This window comes from Hydrogenophaga aquatica (genome assembly GCF_054780915.1).
In genome coordinates this window covers 1-18,505 of sequence record NZ_BAAGVK010000018.1, presented here as the reverse complement: position 1 = coordinate 18,505, position 18,505 = coordinate 1, and the positions used below count along the sequence as shown (strand labels likewise).

Sequence of the window (18,505 nt, the reverse complement as noted above, 5' to 3'; positions counted from 1 at the left end):
CGGCTCACTCCACCGCCTTGGTCATGTCCTCGACCACCTTCTTGGCGTCGCCAAACACCATCATGGTCTTGTCCATGTAGAACAGTTCGTTGTCCAGCCCGGCGTAGCCTGCGGCCATGGAACGTTTGTTCACGATCACCGTCTTGGCCTTGTAGGCTTCCAGGATCGGCATGCCATAGATGGTGGAGCCCTTTTGCAGCGCGGCCGGGTTGACCACGTCGTTGGCACCCAGGATGATGGCGACGTCGGCCTGACCGAACTCGCTGTTGATGTCCTCCATCTCGAACACCTGGTCGTATGGCACCTCGGCCTCGGCCAGCAACACGTTCATGTGGCCCGGCATGCGGCCGGCCACCGGGTGGATGGCGTACTTCACCGTGATGCCCTTGTCGGTGAGCTTGTGCGCCAGCTCCTTGACCGCGTGCTGGGCCCGGGCCACGGCCAAGCCGTAGCCGGGCACGATGATGACCGTCTCGGCGTTGCCCAGGATGAAGGCCGCGTCGTCGGCGCTGCCGCTCTTGGCCGTGCGCTGCACGCCGCCACCAGCAGCGGCCGTGCCTGCCTCACCCCCAAAGCCGCCCAGGATCACGCTGAAGAACGAGCGGTTCATGGCCTTGCACATGATGTAGCTCAGGATCGCGCCCGAGGAACCCACCAGCGAGCCAGCAATGATCAGCATGGAGTTGTTCAAGCTGAAGCCGATGCCCGCAGCCGCCCAGCCCGAATAGCTGTTGAGCATGGACACCACGACCGGCATGTCGGCGCCCCCAATGGGGATGATGATGAGCACGCCCAGCACGAAGCTCAGCGCAGTCAGCACGAAGAACGCCGTCCAGTCGCCCGTGGCGGCGAAATAGATGCCCAGCGCCACCACGGCCAGACCCAGCACCAGGTTGAGCATGTGCTGGCCCGCGAAGGTGACGGGTGCGCCCTGGAACAGGCGGAACTTGTACTTGCCGGAAAGCTTGCCGAAGGCGATGACCGAACCACTGAAGGTGATGGCGCCGATGGCCGACCCCAGGAACAGTTCGATCTTGTTGCCGAAGGGAATCTGCGCACCCTTGGCCGCCAGGCCGAAGGCCCAGGGTTCGGCCACCACGGCGATCGCAATGCACACGGCCGCCAAGCCGATCATGCTGTGCATGAAGGCCACCAGCTCGGGCATCTTGGTCATCTCGACCCGCTTGGCCATGATGGCGCCCACGGTGCCGCCCACCGCCAGGCCCACGGCCACGTAACCCAGGCCAGCAGCGGTGTCGATGGCCATTTGCTCGGCCAGCGTGGCGATCAGCCCCACCGTGGTCACGATGGCGATGCCCATGCCGGTCATGCCGAAGACGTTGCCGCGGATGGAGGTGGTCGGGTGGCTCAGACCTTTCAGGGCCTGGATGAAGCAGACCGACGCCACCAGGTACAACAGAACGACGAGGTTCATGCTCATTTGGCGGCTCCTTCAGCAGCGGAACCCGCAGCCGCCGGGGCCTTGCGCTCTTTCTTCTTGAACATCTCCAGCATGCGCCGGGTGACGAGGAAGCCGCCGAAGACGTTGACCGCCGCCAGTGCCACGGCAAGCACGCCCATGGTCTTGCCCAGCGGGGTTTCGGTGAGTGCGGCGGCCAGCATGGCGCCCACGATGACGATGGCCGAGATGGCGTTGGTCACGGCCATCAGGGGCGTGTGCAGCGCGGGGGTGACGTTCCAGACGACGTGGTAGCCGACGTAGATCGCCAGCACGAAGATGATGAGGTTGAAGACAACCGGGGAGATGGCGTCCATGGGGAGACTCCTGTTGAATGCGGGTTTGAAAGCGGTGACAGGCGCCCTGGCCTCAGGCCTTGCGCTTGACCTCGCCGCCTTGCGTCATCAGGCAGGCCGCGACGATGTCGTCGTCCATCGGCACCTGCACGGCGGTGGCGTCCTTCGGCAGCACGAGCTTGAGGAAGTCGAGCACGTTGCGCGCGTACAGGCTGGAGCTGTCGGCCGCCACCAGGGCGGGCAGGTTGGTCTCGCCGATGATGAAGACGCCGTGCTTCTGCACCGTCTTGCCCGCTTCGGTCAGGGGGCAGTTGCCACCAGGCTCGCCGTGCGGGCCGTTGGGGCCCTTGCCCGCAGCAATGTCCACGATCACCGAGCCTGGCTTCATGGCCTTGACCATGTCCTCGGTGATGAGCACCGGCGCCGCGCGGCCCGGGATGAGCGCAGTGGAGATGACCACGTCGGCCTGGGCCACGCGCTTGGCCACCTCGGCCTTCTGGCGGTCCAGCCAGCTCTGCGGCATGGGGCGGGCATAACCGCCCACGCCTTCGGCGGCCTCCTTCTCTTCGGCGGTCTCGTAGGGCACGTCAATGAACTTGGCCCCCAGGGACTCGACCTGCTCCTTCACCGAGGGACGCACATCGGACGCCTCAATCACCGCGCCCAGGCGCTTGGCGGTGGCAATGGCCTGCAGGCCCGCCACGCCCACGCCCAGGACGACCACGCGCGCGGCCTTGATGGTGCCGGCCGCCGTCATCAGCATGGGAAACAGGCGCTGGTACTGGTTGGCCGCCATCATCACGGCCTTGTAGCCCGCGATGTTGGCCTGCGACGACAGCACGTCCATGCTCTGCGCACGCGTGGTGCGCGGCGCGGCTTCCAGTGCGAAGCTGGTCAGGCCCGCCTTGGCCATGGCGGCAAGGCCATCGGCATCGAAGGGGTTGAGCATGCCCACCAGCGTGGTGCCCGGCTTCATCTGCGCCAGCTCGGCATCGGACGGTGTCCGCACCTTCAACACCAGTTCGCAGCCGAACGCCCCGGCGGCGTCCACCACTTCGGCACCCGCCGCGCGGTAAGCATCGTCGATGGCGCTGGCCGCCACGCCCGCGCCCGACTCCACCCGCACCGTGTGGCCCTGGGCCACCAGCTTCTTCGCGGTCTCGGGCGTCACCGCCACCCGCGTTTCGCCCGCCGCTGTCTCGGCAGGTACGCCTATGAGCATACGTGTCTCCTCACTCGTGTCCCTCTGGGACGGGTTGTTGCGCATCCAAGCTTACATGGTAATGACTGGATTCAATCATCGTCTGACCGACAGATGGATCAAACATAAGTATCTACTGATATTTTGGCACAACGGGCAAGGGGACGAGCGCCATAATCGGCCGGATGGACACCCGATGGAAACCCAGCGTCACCGTGGCCGCGATCATTGAACGCGACGGCCGCTACCTGCTCGTGGAAGAGCACACCCCCGAAGGCCTGCGGCTGAACAACCCCGCTGGCCACCTGGACCCCGGCGAGAGCCCGCTCCAAGGCTGCCGCCGCGAGGCGCTGGAGGAAACCGCCCACACTTTCGAACCCACCGGCCTCGTCGGCATCTACCTGTCGCGCTTCCAGCGTGCCGCAACGGGCGAAGATATCACCTACGTGCGTTTCGCCTTCTGCGGCACCCTGGGCGACACCGTTGCAGGCCGCAGCCTGGACCATGGCATCGTGCGTACCGTCTGGCTGACCCCTGAAGAAGTGCGCGCCAGCCGCGACCGCCACCGCAGCCCGCTGGTGCTGCAATGCATGGAAGACCATCTGGCCGGGCGCCGCTACCCTCTCGAACTCATCCACACCGACCCTTCCGTGACGGCCCTGGGCTGACAGCGGCAACCCCATGGCCATCAAATCCACCATCTTCAAGGCGAACCTGCAGATCGCCGACATCGACCACAACTACTACGCCGACCACGCGCTCACGCTGGCCCGCCACCCCAGCGAGACCGACGAACGCATGATGGTGCGGCTGGCCGCCCTGGCGCTCAACGCCCACGAGTTGCAGGACATGTGCGGGGGCGACGGCACGCTGGCCTTCGGCGCGGGCCTGTCGGACCCCGAAGACCCGGACGCGCACCTGACCGACTTCACCGGCCGCAAGCGGCTGTGGATAGAGGTGGGGCAACCGGAGGACAAGCCGCTGGCCAAGGCCTGCAGCCAGGCCGACGCCGTGCGGGTGTACGCCTACTCGCACCCCGCCGACATCTGGTGGAGAGGCATTGAGAACAAGCTGAGCCGGCTCGACAAACTGCAGGTGTGGCGCTTGCCGTCAGACGCCAGCCAGACCCTGGCCACCATGGCAGAACGCAGCATGCAGCTGCAAGCCACCGTGCACGACGGGGTGCTCACCCTGAGCAGCGACAAGGGCAGCGTTTCGCTGGAACCCGTGCGCTGGAAGTGAATGTCAGGCCACGGCCTGGACCAGCGCAGCAAGCGCGGCGGTTTCGGCGCGCAGCACCCGCGGTCCCAGGCTGACGGGCGAGAAACCCCGCGCCAGCAGCGCCTCTTCCTCTGTCGTGCTCAGGCCACCTTCGGGCCCGTTCACCAGCCACATGGGAACACTGGGGTCCACTGGCCACGTGGATGCGAATGGCTGGCTGCCCGCCGCCAGGGAAAGCACACCACGCCACGCATCGGGCGCCCAGGGGGCTTCGCGCAACCAGGCCTCCAGCGTACGCACCGGGTGAATGCGCGGCAAGCGGTTGCCGCCGCATTGCTCGCAGGCGCTCACGGCCACCGCCTGCCAGTGCGCCACCTTCTTCTCGGCACGCTGGTCCTTCAGCCGCAGCACGCTGCGCTCGGTCATCAGCGGCTGGATGCTGGCCACGCCCAGTTCGGTGGCCTTCTCCACCAGCCAGTCCATGCGTTCATTGGCGGGCATGCCAACGGCCAGGTGCACGGCCCGGAGGGGCTCACGCTCGGTGGCACGGTGGCCCCCCACCCGCACCTCCACACTGCTGCGGCCCATGCGCAGAACGGTGGCATCGTATTCGCCCCCGGCCAGCGGGTCGCCAAACAGGGTGATGGGGTCGCCAGGCTGCAGGCGCAGCACCTGCACGTGGCGCGCGCCGTCCGCGGTCAAGGCCAGCTCCTGGCCGGGCTGCAAGGGTTCGGGGTGGTGGATGCGCGGCATGCCTGGCTGGCTCACATGCGGCCGTAGGCGAAGCCCGATGCCGCCTCCCAGCCTTCGACCTTGTCGATCAGGCGCAACAAGGGCGCCAGCTCGCGGTAGCGTAGCGCGGTGTTGCGGATGTAGAGGATGAAGCGCGGCGCATCGGCCAGGTACTTGGGCTTGCCATCGCGCAAGGTGAGGCGCGCGAAGATGCCCGCCACCTTGAGGTGCCGCTGCAGCCCCATCCACTCCACCGCGCGGTAGAAGGCGCCAAAGTCCTCGCTCCAGCCTTCAAAGTCCATCAACCCCGCCTTGCGCGCCTGCTCCCAGTAGCGGATGGTCACGTCCAGCACCATGTCCTCCTCCCAGGTCAGGAAGGCGTCGCGCATCAGGCTGGCGATGTCGTAGGTGATGGGGCCATGCACCGCGTCCTGGAAGTCAAGCACCGCCAGGCGCTGGTTGGCGTCATCGGCGCGCGGCAGCATCAGGTTGCGGGGCATGTAGTCGCGGTGCACGAAGACGCTGGGAGCCGCCAGGTTGCGCTGCACGATGAGCGAGAAAGTCTTGGCCAGGGTGTCGCGCATGGCGTCATCCAGCGCCAGGCCTTTGTGCTTTTCCAGGTACCAGTCGGGGAAGAGCTGCAATTCGCGGCGCAGCAGGGCCTCGTCGTAGGCGGGCAGCACACCGGGCTTGGATGCCTTCTGCCAGTCCAACAAAGCGGCGGTGGCGTCGCGGAAGTAGGGCTGTGCCTGCGCGGGCTGTTCAGGGTTGAGCACGTCCAGCAGGGTGCGCTCGCCCACGTCTTCCAGCAGCATGAAGCCCTGGGGCTCATCCCACGCCAGGATGGCTGGCACCCGTACCCCTGCTTCACGCAGCAGGCCGGCCACCTTGACGAAAGGCTTGCAGTCTTCCTTGTCGGGCGGTGCGTCCATCACCACCAGGCTGCCTCCAGCGGCCCGGTCCACCCGCAGGTAGCGGCGAAAGCTCGCGTCTGCGGAAGCGGGCCGCACGCTGCCGGGCAGCAAGCCGTGCACGGTGGCCTGTGTGGCCAGCCAGGCGGTGAAGGCTGACTCGCGCTGCGGATCGGACCAGACGACGGCGGGCTGAGATGTGGAAGGCTGCATGTAAAGAAAGCGGCGAAAAAACGGGGCTGCGGAGCCCCTGTTGGGGCTCGTGGATAATGGCAGTCTATTCTACGAACGTGTCTGGCAAGGGCTGGACGCGCCGGAGTTTTCTGCCCTTGAAACCACCTGTTTCCGCGCCTTCCACGCCGACGCCCCTTGCCAGCCTTTGGTGGCCGCGCCGAGCCGCGACCCGGCCCCTGTGGTGGTGGCTTGGCGTGACAGCCTGGCCCGCTGCCGCGCTTGCCCAGAGCGACCTGCCCCTGGAGCGGGGCGAGCTGCCGCTGACCATGAGCACGCTGCTGCAGGAGAAGCTGCCGCCCAGCGTGGCATCGCAGGCACCTACCTTCGTTTTTGGCGAACGGATCACCGGCCAGACAGACGTCAACACCATCGTCGAAGGCCAGGCGGAGCTGCGCCGCCACGACACGGTCGTCCGGGCCGAACGGCTGGAACACTTCCAGGCCAGCGACACGGTCGAGGCCACCGGCAACGTCCGCATCAACCGGCTGGGCAACGTTTACGAAGGCACTGCGCTCAAGCTCAAGCTCGACACCTTTGAAGGCCACTTCGAGCAGCCGCGCTTCTCCATCCTGCGCAACGGCGGGCAGGGCGAAGCCAGCCGCCTGGACTTTCTGGGCGAAGACCGCGCCGTGGCCCACGACGCGAGCTACACGACCTGCCCGCGCCCGGGTCTGAGCCGGTCCCGCCCCGACTGGGAGGTGCGCGCCCGCCGCATCGAGTTCGACAACCTGGAAGACACCGGCACCGCCACCAACGGCGTGCTCTACTTCAAGGGCGTGCCCCTGCTGGCCTCGCCTTACGCCAGCTTCCCGCTGTCCGACCGGCGCAAGTCGGGCATGCTGCCCCCCACCATCAACCTCGACGCACAGAGCGGCCTGGAGCTGACGGTTCCGTACTACCTGAACCTGGCCCCCAACCGTGACGTCACGCTCTACCCCACGCTGATGACCAAGCGCGGCCTGGACCTGGGGGGCGAATTCCGTTACCTGGAACGCAATTACGAAGGCCGTCTGCGAGCGTCCTACATGGACAACGACAAGCTGCGCAGCCGTGATCGCTGGGCCTCGTCGCTGCAACACCAGCAGATGCTGGGACAGTTCGGCCCGGGACGGGCCAGCCTGGCGCTGAACCTGAACCGTGTGAGCGACGACAACTACTGGCGCGACTTCCCACGCACCAGCACGTCGCTGACGCAGCGCCTGCTGCCCAGCGACGCCACGCTGTCCTGGAGGAACGGCCCCTGGTCGCTGGCGCTGGGTTCCTACAAATGGCAGACGCTGCAGGACGCCGACAGCCCGATCGTGCCCCCTTACGACCGCGTGCCGTCGCTGACCGCGAACTACCGGCCCAGGGCCTTCTCGATAGGCAGCTCGGAAGACTGGACGTGGTCGCTGCAGACGAACGCCACCCGCTTCCAGAGCGACCGCCTCACCACCATCTGGAACGGCACGGCCGCAGACCAGACCACCAACGTCAACGGCTCGCGCGCGCTGGCCATTGCCCAGTTGAGCAAGACATGGCAGGCGCCGGGCTGGTTCATCAAGCCCGGCGCCCAGCTGCACCTGCGCCAGTACGACTTTGACCAGGCGCTTGGCAATGGCCGCAAGAGCATGAGTTATGCCCTGCCCACACTCAGCCTGGACAGCGGCCTGGTGTTCGAGCGCGACACCAGCATCTTCGGCCGCAGCTTCCTGCAGACGCTGGAGCCGCGCGTTTTCTACAGCCATACGCCGTACCGCGACCAGAGCTACCTGCCCAACTACGACAGCGCCGCTTACGACTTCAACCTGGCGACCATCTTCGCGTCCAACCCTTACGGGGGCAACGACCGCCTCGCTGACGTGCACGCCCTCACCGTGGGTGCGACCACGCGGCTGATCCACCCCGACACCGGCTCGGAAATCCTCAGCCTGGGCGTGGCCCAGCGCTTGCGCCTCAACGACCAGCGGGTCACCCTGCCCAACGAGACGGCGCCCACCGACCGTTTCAGCGACATCCTCTTCGGTGGACGCCTGCAGTGGAACCCACACTGGACGCTCAACGGCACGGTGCAGTACAACCCCAAGAGCAGGGAGTCTGAGCGCACCACTCTGGGCGCGCGCTACCAGCCGGGCAACTACCGCGTGCTCAATGCCAACTACCGCGTGCAGCGCAACGTCAGCGAACAGATCGACCTGAGCTGGCAATGGCCCTTGAGCGATCTGTTTGGCGGCCCCACCGCAGACCTCGGCCCTGGACGCGGCCTGGGCCCGCACCAGTGGTACAGCGTCGGCCGCATCAACTACAGCGTGCAGGACCGCCGGGTCGTTGACCTGGTGGCCGGTCTGGAATACGACGCTGGCTGCTGGATCGGGCGCGTCGTGCTGGAACGCCTGCAGCAAAGCCGCCGCGACGCCAACCAGCGCATCCTCTTCCAACTGGAGTTCGTCGGCTTCTCGCGCATCGGCTCCAACCCCCTGCAGACACTGCGCGACAACGTGCCGCGCTACCAGTACCTGCGTGAAAACACCATCACCCCCAGCCGTTTCGAGCGCTATGAATAAGACCTCCCTGCTGACCGCCGCCCTGCTGCTGGCCCTGGGCACATCGGCCGGTGCGCAAACCCTGCGCCTGGGCAACAACAACCTCGGCGCGGGCAGTGCCAACGTTTCAGCCCCCCGTGGCGCGGACCACATCGTCGCGCTGGTCAACTCCGAACCTGTCACGAACAACGAGGTGCGCGCCAGGCTGGCCCGCATCGAACCACCCACCGGCCCCGACGCTCCCTCCCGCGAGGAGCTGGCCCGCCAGGTGCTGGAGCGCCTGATCGTTGAAAAAACCCAGCTGCAGTGGGCGAAAGAGATCGGCGTGAAGGTTGAAGACAGCGCCCTGGCACAGGCCGAGGAAAGCGTGGCCCGCCAGAACCGCCTGACCGTGCCCCAGCTGCACGAACGCCTCAAGACCATGGGGGTGCCGCTGGAGCAGTTCCGCGCCAACCTGCGCGACGAGTTGCTGCTGCAACTGGTGCGCGAGCGCGAGGTGGACAACCGCGTGCGGGTCAGCGAACAGGACATCGACGCCTACCTGCAGGAACAGCAGCGCAACGCCGACCCGGGTCAGACCGCGCTGAACCTCGCCCAGGTGCTGGTTGCCGTGCCAGACAACGCCAGCCCGGCGGTGATCGCCGAGCGCCAGGCCCGCGCCGAAGACGTGCTGCGCCGCGCCCGGGCAGGGGAAGACTTCGCCGCCCTGGCCCGCAGTCTGTCCGATGCCCCCGAGGGCAAGGCCGCAGGCGGCCAGCTGGGCTTGCGCCCGGCAGACCGCTACCCCTCGCTGTTCCTGCAGGCCGTCCAGAACGCCAAGACTAGTGATGTGGTGGGCCTGGTGCGCAGCGGTGCCGGTTTCCACGTGCTCAAGGTGCTGGAAAAGCGCAACCCCAAACTCCCCGAGACCACGGTCAACCAGACCCGCGCCCGCCACATCCTGCTGCGCCCCGCCACGCCGCAAGACCAGGATGCGACGATCGCCCGCCTCAACGAGATGCGCCAGCGCATCGCGTCCGGCCAGGCCACTTTCGAAACCCTGGCACAGCAGTTCAGCCAGGACGGCTCTGCCAAGCAGGGCGGCGACCTGGGCTGGGCCACCCCCGGCATGTTCGTGCCCGAGTTCGAGGATGTGATGGATGACCTCGCGCCCAACGAAATCTCTGCCCCGGTCGTGTCGCGCTTTGGCGTGCATCTCATCCAGGTGCTGGAGCGCCGCGCTGTGCCGCTGAGCCAGCGTGAACAGCGCGAGTGGGTGCGCAACGTGCTGCGCAGCCAGAAGATCGAAGAGTCCTACGCCGAATGGGCACGCGACTTGCGCGCGCGCGCCTACGTCGAGTACCGCGAGCCGCCCCGGTGAAGCACCACGCCCGCAAGCGTTTCGGTCAGCACTTCCTGTCCGACCAAGCGATCATTGAAGCGATCGTGCGCGAGATCGCGCCCGCGCCTGGCCAGTTCGTGGTGGAGATCGGCCCTGGCCTGGCCGCGCTGACGCAGCCACTGGTCGAGCGGCTGGGCCACCTCACCGTCATCGAGCTGGACCGCGACCTGGCTGTTCGCCTGCGCGCACACCCGCAGCTCACGGTGGTCGAGTCTGACGTGCTCAAGGTGGATTTCCGCGCGCTGGCAGCCACCTCCGAGCGCCCGATGCGGGTGGTGGGCAACCTGCCCTACAACATCTCCAGCCCCATCCTGTTCCACCTGCTCGGCGTGGCCGATGTGGTGCAAGACCAGCACTTCATGCTGCAAAAGGAAGTGATCGACCGCATGGTGGCCCAGCCCGCCACCGCCGATTACGGCCGCCTGAGCGTGATGCTGCAGTGGCGCTACGACATGGAAAACGTGTTGTTCGTGCCACCCGAGAGCTTCGACCCGCCGCCGCGCGTCGACAGTGCCGTGGTGCGCATGGTGCCGCTGGCCACACCGCCCGCACTTGATACCCCGCTGCTGGAGGAACTGGTGCAGGTGGCGTTTTCACAGCGGCGCAAGCTGCTGCGCCACAGCCTGGGCCGCTGGCTGGAGGCCAGGCAGTTTGCGGGCCAGTTCGACCTGCAGCGGCGCGCCGAAGAAGTGCCCGTGGCCGAATTCGTGGCGCTGGCCCAGGCCGTGGCCGGTTGACCCGGTGTGCCGCTCAAAATCAAAAGGCCGCTCCTGTGAGCGGCCTTTTGGCTGGAAGAGAGGGCCAGCGCTCAGGCCGCCGTCAGCCAGTAACCCGCGTTGAACGGGCTGCTCATGCGCAGGGCCTGCGGGCTCACGTCCACCAGCTTGTCGGTCAGCATGGGCTCGTCGCTGGGGGCTTCCAGGTCGGCGGCCTTGGGCGCGCGGGCCACCGAGAAGGAGTAGAAGCAGCGGAACGGCACCTTGCGGTCGTTCCAGTAGTCCGCCACGTCTCGGAAGATGTCGAGCAGCTGCTCGCGCGCTTCCTTGTCGAACTTGGGGCTGGTCGGGATGTGCTCCAGCACCACGATGAAACCGGTCTGCGGGCCGGACTTGTGGACCAGATCGGTCATGCAGTCGTAGAGCGCGTCGAAGTTCTTGCCGAACGTGGACGGCAGCGTGTACTGCTCGGCGATGAGGTCGAGCACATCCTGCTTGTTCAAGGCCGTGGCCAGGTTGGCATACAGGAAGTGGTGGCCCAGCTGCTCGGCTGCGGCCTCAAGTTCCTTGACCGTGTAGGCGCGGATCGACTGAACGATGTTGGTGCGTACGTTACGAAGTGGCTGGTCCATCTCCGCTATCACTTTCCAAAGACAAATAGGTTGCAAATCCGGCTCTGGCCGCCTCACTGCACTATGCGCTTGAAGCTCGCGTAGTGATCGGCCGTGTAATAACAGGCATCAGGCTGCCGGGGCTGCAGACCACCGCACACGATGCGCCTCGCGCCCCGGTGCGACAGCCCGGGCGTGGGCACGGTGTATTCGCGGTAGTAACCCCGCTTGTGGATGGGCAACAGCCGCTCGCGGTTTCCGAACACCGTGCCGTCCTTCTCGTAACGGAACGGTCCGCCGCGATGGATCTGCTGCCACACGTCCTGGCCCTGAGGCGGCAAGGCACCGAGAGCAATGACCGCCACTGCCTGGCTGGCCGCCTCGTCGCCAACGCCGCGGGCCTGGACACCCGGCCCCGCCAGCAACGCCGCCACGGTCACCAGAACCGCAGCCCACCCTACCGACCAGAGCCGTTTGCGCAACATCCACCCCTGCATCCTGAAAGCCCAGCCTACCCGCGAACTCCTGCGGGTAAACCCTGAAATTCAAGGGCGCAAGTGTGCCCGAAGCGGCCCCAAAAAGCAAGGGGGCAGCCCTTTCAAAGAGCCGCCCCCAAGGTTATTCAGTCACTTCTTTGCATGCCCCGTGAGGCATGGTAAGCAAGCGCCTGCCGTCAAATTTGCTGCACTGCACGCGGCCCGACGTTGGCCTCTGCCACTGTCAGCGCGGTCATGTTGACGATACGGCGCACGGTGGCGCTGGCCGTCAGGATGTGCACCGGCTTGGCCACGCCCAGCAGCATCGGGCCCACGGCGATGCCGCCGCCCGCAGCCGTCTTGAGCAGGTTGTAGGTGATGTTTGCAGCGTCGATGTTGGGCAGCACCAGCAGGTTGGCATCGCCCGTCAGCGTGCTGTTCGGCATCAGGCGGCGGCGCGACTCGGCATCCAGCGCGACGTCGCCATGCATCTCGCCGTCCACCTCCAGCCACGGCGCCTGTTCACGCAGAATAGCCAGTGTTTGGCGCATTTTGACTGCAGATGGCTGATCAGACGAACCGAAATTGGAGTGTGACAACAGCGCGGCCTTCGGCGTGATGCCAAAGCGCATCATCTTGCGCGCGGCCATCTGGGTGATCTCGGCCAGCTGCTCGGCGCTGGGGTCGTAGTTGACGTGCGTGTCCACCAGGAACACCTGGCGGCCAGGCAGCATCAGGGCGTTCATCGCGGCGTAGCAGTGTGCACCGGGGCGCTTGCCGATCACCTGGTCAACGTACTGCAGGTGCATGGGGTTGGTGCCCCAGGTACCGCAGATCAGGCCTTCCACGTCGCCCTTGCGCAGCAACATGGCACCGATGAGCGAGAGGCGGCGGCGCATCTCGATCTTGGCCAGCTGCTCGGTGACGCCACGGCGCTCCATGAGCTGGTGGTAGGTCTGCCAGAAGTCGCGGTAACGCTCGTCGTGCTCGACGTTGACCACGTCGTAGTCCAGGCCTTCCTTCAGACGCAGGCCGAACTTCTCGACGCGCTGGGCGATGATGCCGGGGCGGCCGATCAGTGTGGGGCGGGCCAAGCCTTCGTCCACCACCACCTGGCAGGCACGCAGCACGCGTTCTTCCTCACCCTCGGCGTAGGCCACGCGCTTGTGCTGGGCCTTCTTGGCGATGGCATACACCGGCTTCATGATGGTGCCGGAAGCGAAGACAAAGGACTGCATCTTCTCGCGGTAGGCGTCCAGGTCGGCAATCGGGCGCTGGGCCACGCCGCTGTCGGCCGCCGCCTTGGCCACGGCCGGAGCGATCTTCATCATCAACCGCGGGTCGAAGGGTTTGGGGATGAGGTATTCGGGGCCAAAGGCGAGCTTTTCACCCGCGTACGCCGCCGCCACCACTTCGCTTTGCTCGGCCTGGGCCAGTTCGGCGATGGCGTGCACCGCTGCGATCTCCATCTCATCGGTGATGGTGGAGGCCCCGGCGTCCAGCGCACCACGGAAGATGTAGGGGAAGCACAGGACGTTGTTGACCTGGTTGGGGTAGTCGGTGCGGCCGGTGGCCATGATGGCGTCGTCGCGCACCTCCTTCACCTGCTCGGGCAGGATTTCAGGCGTGGGGTTGGCCAGCGCCAGGATCAGCGGCTTGGCAGCCATCTTGACCACCATGTCCTGCTTGAGCACGCCGCCAGCGGACAGCCCCAGGAAAATGTCGGCGCCCTCGATGACCTCGGACAGGGTGCGCTGTGAGGTTTTCTGCGCAAACTGGGCCTTGTCGGGGTCCATCAGTTCGGTGCGGCCTTCGTACACCACGCCTGCCAGGTCGGTCACCCAGATGTTTTCACGCGGGATGCCGAGCTTGACCAGCAGGCCCAGGCAAGCCAGGGCGGCCGCGCCAGCGCCAGAGGTGACGAGCTTGACGCTCTTGAGGTCCTTGCCCACGACCTTCAGGCCGTTGAGGATGGCGGCGCCCACGCAGATGGCGGTGCCGTGCTGGTCGTCGTGGAAGACCGGGATCTTCATGCGCTCGCGCAGCTTGCGCTCGACGTAGAAGCAGTCCGGCGCCTTGATGTCTTCCAGGTTGATGCCACCGAAGGTGGGCTCCAGAGAGGCGATGATCTCGACCAGCTTGTCCGGATCCTTCTCGTTGATCTCGATGTCGAACACATCGATGCCCGCAAACTTCTTGAAGAGCACGCCCTTGCCCTCCATCACGGGCTTGGAGGCGAGCGGGCCGATGTCGCCCAGGCCCAGCACCGCCGTGCCGTTGGTGATGACGGCCACCAGGTTGCCCCGGCTGGTGTACTTGAAGGCGTTGACCGGGTCGGCCACGATTTCTTCGCAAGGCGCGGCCACGCCGGGCGAGTAGGCCAGGGCCAGGTCGCGCTGGTTGGTGAGCTGCTTGGTGGCAGCAATGGCCACTTTGCCGGGCGTCGGGAACTCGTGGTACTCCAGAGCGGCGCGGCGCAGCTCGGCTCGTTTCTCTTCCTGCTTTTGCGACATGGCGATGTCTCCGTAATGTGAAATCCGTAGCCGGATTGTGAAGTGTCATCAGGGCGGCGACTATTGTAGAACCGCTGCAAAACCCCGACCACCCCGAGGACTCGAAGGGCTTCGGCCCGCCGGCATCAGATGTATCATTAAACCTCTTCTGCCAGAGAGAACCACCGTGTCTTCCCCCACCCCGAGCCAAACTCAGCCGCTTCCGCCTCTGGAAGCCATGTTCGACCACTTGGCAGACGCTGTCTACCTGATTGACCCGGAGTCGTCACGGATCGTCTGGGGTAACCGCATGGCCTGGGCCAGTCTGGGCCTCACCCGCGAGGAAGTGGTCAACCACAGCGTCCTGAGCCTCCAGAAGGACGTGACGGGCCTGCCGCAGTGGTCGGACATTGCACAGGTCATCCGGCAGTCGGAGTGTTTCCGCTTCCTGGGCAGACACCGCCACACCCAAGGTCACGAAGTGGCAGTGGAGGTGAACACCACGCGCTTTCACTGGAACGCGCAGGAGTACTTCCTGTCGGTGGCGCGGGACATCACCACCCGTGTCGCGCAGGAAACGATGCTGCATGAGCGGGAGCAACGCCTGTGGTACGCCCTGAACGAGGCCAGCGACGGCCTGTGGGACTGGGACGTGGCCACGGGCCACCTTTACTTCAGCCCGCAGCTCAAGCGCATGCTGGGGTACGGCCCCGAGGAAATGGCACCGGTCCTGGAGTCGTGGAGCCAGAACGTGCACCCCGAAGACAGCGGCCGCGTGATGGCGGTGCTCAACGAACACCTGCAAGGGCAGCGGGTCCGCTACGAAGCGGAATACCGGCTGCGCAACCGCAATGGCCACTACCTGTGGGTGCATGACCGGGGCAGCATCTGCGAGCGCACGCCCGACGGGCGGCCAGCCCGCGTCGTGGGCATGGTGCAGGACATCACTGACCGCAAACAGCTCCAGTTCCAGCTGGAGCGCCTGGCCTCGCACGACGTGCTCACTGGCCTGCCCAACCGGCGCCAGGGCGAACTGTTCCTCCAGTCGCAGGTGGCCCTGTGCAAGCGGCTCGACATCCCCATCGGGCTGGCGTTCATCGACATCGATCACTTCAAGAGCATCAATGACGTGCATGGCCACCTGTCTGGGGATCAGGTGCTGCAGATGGTCGGGGAGGCGGTGCGCGGCGCCGTGCGCGCCTCGGACATGGTTTGCCGCTGGGGTGGCGAGGAATTCTTGATCATCGCCCCGAACACGCCACTGGAACACATGAAGCTGCTGGCGGAAAAGGCCCGCCAGGCGGTGCAGCAGTGCCCAGCGGTGAAAGGGCTGCCAGAGGTGACCATCAGCCTGGGGGTGGCGACCTGCAACGGCCAGACCGAGGACGCCGACAGCCTGCTGGCCCAGGCCGACGCCGCCCTCTACCGCGCCAAGGCGATGGGCCGAAACCGGGTGGAATACGTGGCGGGCTGAAGGCCCGCGTCAGCGCAACACCACAGCGTCGGGCAGTTCGTTGGGTTTGGGGTTGGCCACGTCTTCCGGGAAATGCGCGGCCAGCACATCGGTGACCTCGTCAATCGCAGCCGCCAGCCCCTGCTCGAAGCGGCCAGCGCGAAAGTCCTCGCGCATGCGTTCCAGCAAGGCATGCCACTGCTGCGGGCCGATGCGCTCGTTGAGGCCGCGGTCGGCCACGATCTCGATTGCCCGCTCCGCCAGTTGCACGTAGATCAGCACGCCGTTGTTGTCGCGCGTGTCCCAGACCAGAAGCTTGCCAAACCACGCCAGCGCGCGGCGCCTCAGTACAGCGGGCAGCACGGCATCGTCCGGGGGCGGCCACAGGTAGCTCAGTGGCAGGGCTGCCTCCACACACACACGCACCTCGCCAGTGTGGCGGCGCTCACCGGCGGCCACGCGCATGGCCAGACGGCTTGCGGCAGCCTCGGGCAGGGCCTTGCGGCTGTCGGCTGGGTCCATCCAGCGATGTTTGAAGAATCGCCACCAGCGGTTCATCTCACCACCCTCCCGAGGCGCCACCGCCACCGAAATTGCCACCACCGCCGGAGCTGAAGCCCCCGCCCCTGCCGGAACCCCCGCCCCACCCACCATGCCCGCCACCCCAGCCGCCATGGCGTGTTCCCCGCCCGGCCGCAGGCACAGCAGGCAGCTGGGCGATGAAAAGGCTGATCAACACGGCGAACAGGCCAGCCACGATGCCGATCCACAACAGGCCCGTGATGTTCCAGGCGATAAAGCCCACCGCGCCGCCTGCCGCCACACTGCCCAGGCGGCTGCCTAGCATGCGGCGCAGCACGGCGCCAATCAACGGCACGGCAATGCCCAGGAAGACCAGCAGGTCCACCCACATGCCTTCTTCGTCGGAAAGGCTCCCCTGAGACTCGGGCAGTGGCAGGTTTTCACCGCGCAGCGCGGCCAAGATCAGGTCGGTGCCCGCGTCCAGGCCCGCCGCGTAGTCACCCTGGCGGAAATGCGGCGCAACGGCCTGATCGATGATGCGCCGTGCCAGCAGGTCGGGCAGCGCGCCTTCCACCGCCTTGGCGGTGGCGATGCGCATGCGGCGGTCGTCTTTCGCCACGACCAGCAACACGCCGTCGCCCACGTCGCGGCGGCCGATCTTCCAGGCGTCGCCCAGACGCTGGGTGAAGTCGGTGATGTCCTCGGGCTGGGTGGTCGGCACCACCAGCACGACGACCTGGCTGCCGCGCTCACGCTCGAACGCGGCGAGCTTGTCGTCCAGGGACTGGCGCTGGGCAGCGCTGAGCGTGCCTGTCTGATCCATGACACGCGCCGTCAGTGGCGGCACCGGCACTTGCGCGAACGCAGGCCAAACCCACCAGAACAGAACAGCACAGATAGCCCAGCCCCACCCGCGCAAGGCCATACCGGCCACTTTGACCGGGACGGCACGTGCTGCAGACAGACCTGCCACGGCTTATTTGCTGTTGAAGTCCACCTTGGGCGGCGCGCTGATCGCCGCCTCATCGGCCACGCTGAAGTTGGGCTTGGGCTGGTAGCCAAACACCATGGCAGTGAGGTTGCTGGGGAAGCTGCGCGCCAGCACGTTGTAGTCCTGCACCGCCTGGATGTAGCGGTTGCGCGCCACCGTGATGCGGTTCTCGGTGCCTTCGAGCTGCACGCGCAGATCGCTGAAGCCCTGGTTGGTCTTGAGGCTGGGGTATTGCTCGGCCACCACCAGCAGGCGGCTCAGTGCGCTGCCCAGCTCACCCTGGGCAGCCTGGAAGCGCTGCATGGCCTGCGGGTCGTTGAGCGTTTCGGGCGTGACCTGCACCGACGTGGCCTTGGCCCGCGCCTCAATGACGCGGGTGAGGGTTTCCTGTTCGAAACTGGCCTCGCCCTTGACAGTGGCCACCAGGTTGGGGACCAGGTCGGCACGGCGCTGGTACTGGTTGAGCACCTCGGACCAGGCCGAGCGCGTCTGCTCGTCGAGCCGCTGGAAGTCGTTGTAGCCGCAACCGCTGAGGGCAACGGTCAGGAACAGGGCCAGTGCCCAGCGTTTCATGCTTGATGCGGTCATCGTGCACCCCTTGGTGATCCGGAATGCGGCCATTCTAGAGCCGCCCGCACAAGGGAGCGCACCGGCTCAGGCCGCCCCGGCCGCCAACCCCGCGGGCACCGGCGCCACGGTTTGCGCATCGCGCCGCGCCCAGGCGCGCTCGTGGAAGAAATAGGCCACCGCCTGCACCGTGGGCTCCAGGAAGCTCAAGGTGATGGCCGCCCAGAGATTGCCCGTGACCGCGTAGGCCACCAAGGCCGCCACCACGATGTGCATGAGGTAGTAGCTGCCCGTCTTCATGAGGGTGCGCCGGTGGGTGCGTGCAATATGCCTGATGCGTGCCATGGTGATGCTCCTGGGTTGCCGATGAGTCAATGATAGGCATTCTCATTCCATAAAACAATCGAGTTTCGTAATTCGATCGATAGCATCTATCAAACACCTTCTCTACAATCCCAAAGGTCTCATTCCTGCCCGCCCAGACCATGAAATTCCTGCGCTTCTCCGACCTCTGCGCCACAGGCCAAGCCGCTGGCAAACGCGTCTTCATCCGAGCCGACCTGAACGTGCCCCAGGACGACGCGGGCAACATCACCGAAGACACGCGCATCCGCGCCTCGCTGCCCGCCATCCGCCTGGCGCTGGACGCCGGTGCTGCCGTCATGGTCACGTCTCACCTGGGCCGCCCCACCGAGGGCGAATTCAAGCCCGAGGATTCCC

Annotated in this window: 18 protein-coding genes and 1 pseudogene; 7 read left to right on the top strand and 12 right to left on the bottom strand. The window is 66.3% G+C overall.

Annotation, left to right across the window (positions count from 1 at the left end; translation table 11 throughout):
- Positions 1-4 precede the first annotated feature (4 nt).
- Genes ACYVHH_RS14045 through ACYVHH_RS14035 form a run of 3 tightly spaced genes read right to left on the bottom strand, consistent with a single transcriptional unit; the run spans position 5 to position 2,977 of the window.
- Positions 5-1,441 carry an NAD(P)(+) transhydrogenase (Re/Si-specific) subunit beta gene (locus tag ACYVHH_RS14045; protein WP_460565814.1) on the bottom strand — a complete coding sequence of 479 codons (1,437 nt, stop codon included), beginning with the start codon at positions 1,439-1,441 and terminating at the stop codon, positions 5-7.
- Complete coding sequence (locus ACYVHH_RS14040) at positions 1,438-1,776, bottom strand: NAD(P) transhydrogenase subunit alpha part 2 (protein ID WP_460565813.1); 339 nt, start codon at positions 1,774-1,776, stop codon at positions 1,438-1,440. Before ACYVHH_RS14040 ends, ACYVHH_RS14045 begins: the two co-directional genes overlap by 4 nt.
- Before the next feature lie 52 nt (positions 1,777-1,828).
- A complete protein-coding gene (locus ACYVHH_RS14035; protein ID WP_460565812.1) occupies positions 1,829-2,977 on the bottom strand; it encodes a Re/Si-specific NAD(P)(+) transhydrogenase subunit alpha in 1,149 nt (382 codons plus the stop codon).
- Positions 2,978-3,141: 164 nt separating this feature from the next.
- On the opposite strand from ACYVHH_RS14035, the gene ACYVHH_RS14030 reads away from it, so the two are divergent.
- Both ACYVHH_RS14030 and ACYVHH_RS14025 read left to right on the top strand, forming a co-directional pair.
- Positions 3,142-3,624 carry an NUDIX hydrolase gene (locus ACYVHH_RS14030; protein WP_460565811.1) on the top strand — a complete coding sequence of 161 codons (483 nt, stop codon included), beginning with the start codon at positions 3,142-3,144 and terminating at the stop codon, positions 3,622-3,624.
- Between the two features lie 13 nt (positions 3,625-3,637).
- A complete protein-coding gene (locus ACYVHH_RS14025; RefSeq protein ID WP_460565810.1) occupies positions 3,638-4,198 on the top strand; it encodes a YaeQ family protein in 561 nt (186 codons plus the stop codon).
- Positions 4,199-4,201: 3 nt separating this feature from the next.
- On the opposite strand, the gene ACYVHH_RS14020 is transcribed toward ACYVHH_RS14025, so the two are convergent.
- A complete protein-coding gene (locus tag ACYVHH_RS14020) occupies positions 4,202-4,930 on the bottom strand; it encodes a 16S rRNA (uracil(1498)-N(3))-methyltransferase (RefSeq protein WP_460565809.1) in 729 nt (242 codons plus the stop codon).
- A gap of 11 nt (positions 4,931-4,941) precedes the next feature.
- Positions 4,942-6,033, bottom strand: a complete 1,092-nt coding sequence (locus ACYVHH_RS14015; protein WP_460565808.1) for an aminoglycoside phosphotransferase family protein — start codon at positions 6,031-6,033, stop codon at positions 4,942-4,944.
- A 56-nt stretch (positions 6,034-6,089) separates the two neighbouring features.
- On the opposite strand from ACYVHH_RS14015, the gene ACYVHH_RS14010 reads away from it, so the two are divergent.
- From ACYVHH_RS14010 to rsmA, 3 genes are read left to right on the top strand one after another with little or no spacing between them, the layout of a single operon-like run.
- Positions 6,090-8,597, top strand: coding sequence for an LPS-assembly protein LptD (locus ACYVHH_RS14010; RefSeq protein WP_460565806.1), 2,508 nt, complete (start codon positions 6,090-6,092; stop codon positions 8,595-8,597).
- Positions 8,590-9,936: a peptidylprolyl isomerase gene (locus tag ACYVHH_RS14005; protein WP_460565805.1), complete on the top strand. Its 1,347-nt coding sequence runs from the start codon at positions 8,590-8,592 to the stop codon at positions 9,934-9,936. The genes ACYVHH_RS14010 and ACYVHH_RS14005 overlap by 8 nt, the downstream gene beginning before the upstream one ends.
- A complete protein-coding gene (rsmA, locus tag ACYVHH_RS14000) occupies positions 9,933-10,694 on the top strand; it encodes a 16S rRNA (adenine(1518)-N(6)/adenine(1519)-N(6))-dimethyltransferase RsmA (RefSeq protein WP_460565804.1) in 762 nt (253 codons plus the stop codon). Before ACYVHH_RS14005 ends, rsmA begins: the two co-directional genes overlap by 4 nt.
- 215 nt (positions 10,695-10,909) lie before the next feature.
- On the opposite strand, the pseudogene ACYVHH_RS13995 reads toward rsmA, so the two are convergent.
- From ACYVHH_RS13995 to ACYVHH_RS13985, 3 genes and pseudogenes are all read right to left on the bottom strand, one after another.
- Positions 10,910-11,305: pseudogene (locus ACYVHH_RS13995) on the bottom strand (barstar family protein); the annotation flags it as partial.
- Positions 11,306-11,358: 53 nt separating this feature from the next.
- Complete coding sequence (locus tag ACYVHH_RS13990) at positions 11,359-11,769, bottom strand: guanyl-specific ribonuclease (RefSeq protein WP_460565803.1); 411 nt, start codon at positions 11,767-11,769, stop codon at positions 11,359-11,361.
- Positions 11,770-11,957: 188 nt separating this feature from the next.
- Positions 11,958-14,273: an NADP-dependent malic enzyme gene (locus ACYVHH_RS13985; protein ID WP_460565802.1), complete on the bottom strand. Its 2,316-nt coding sequence runs from the start codon at positions 14,271-14,273 to the stop codon at positions 11,958-11,960.
- 217 nt (positions 14,274-14,490) lie between these two features.
- Between ACYVHH_RS13985 and ACYVHH_RS13980 the strand changes: the two genes are divergently transcribed.
- The gene (locus ACYVHH_RS13980; RefSeq protein WP_460565801.1) at positions 14,491-15,726 is read left to right on the top strand and encodes a sensor domain-containing diguanylate cyclase; all 1,236 of its coding nucleotides are present in this window, start codon (positions 14,491-14,493) and stop codon (positions 15,724-15,726) included.
- A 9-nt stretch (positions 15,727-15,735) separates the two neighbouring features.
- Here ACYVHH_RS13980 and ACYVHH_RS13975 read toward each other — a convergent pair whose 3' ends face one another.
- The 4 genes from ACYVHH_RS13975 to ACYVHH_RS13960 all read right to left on the bottom strand — a co-directional run bounded on the left by ACYVHH_RS13975 (position 15,736) and on the right by ACYVHH_RS13960 (position 18,130).
- A complete protein-coding gene (locus tag ACYVHH_RS13975) occupies positions 15,736-16,227 on the bottom strand; it encodes a TPM domain-containing protein (protein ID WP_460565800.1) in 492 nt (163 codons plus the stop codon).
- Between the two features lie 37 nt (positions 16,228-16,264).
- Positions 16,265-17,050, bottom strand: coding sequence for a TPM domain-containing protein (locus ACYVHH_RS13970; RefSeq protein ID WP_460565799.1), 786 nt, complete (start codon positions 17,048-17,050; stop codon positions 16,265-16,267).
- Positions 17,051-17,203: 153 nt separating this feature from the next.
- Complete coding sequence (locus ACYVHH_RS13965) at positions 17,204-17,791, bottom strand: LemA family protein (RefSeq protein ID WP_460565798.1); 588 nt, start codon at positions 17,789-17,791, stop codon at positions 17,204-17,206.
- An 81-nt stretch (positions 17,792-17,872) separates the two neighbouring features.
- Positions 17,873-18,130 (bottom strand): DUF2061 domain-containing protein, encoded by a 258-nt coding sequence (locus tag ACYVHH_RS13960; protein ID WP_460565797.1) that lies wholly within the window; start codon positions 18,128-18,130, stop codon positions 17,873-17,875.
- Positions 18,131-18,270: 140 nt separating this feature from the next.
- Between ACYVHH_RS13960 and pgk the strand changes: the two genes are divergently transcribed.
- Positions 18,271-18,505, top strand: a 235-nt coding sequence (gene pgk / locus ACYVHH_RS13955; protein ID WP_460565796.1) for a phosphoglycerate kinase, incomplete at its 3' end; no start/stop codon positions are given.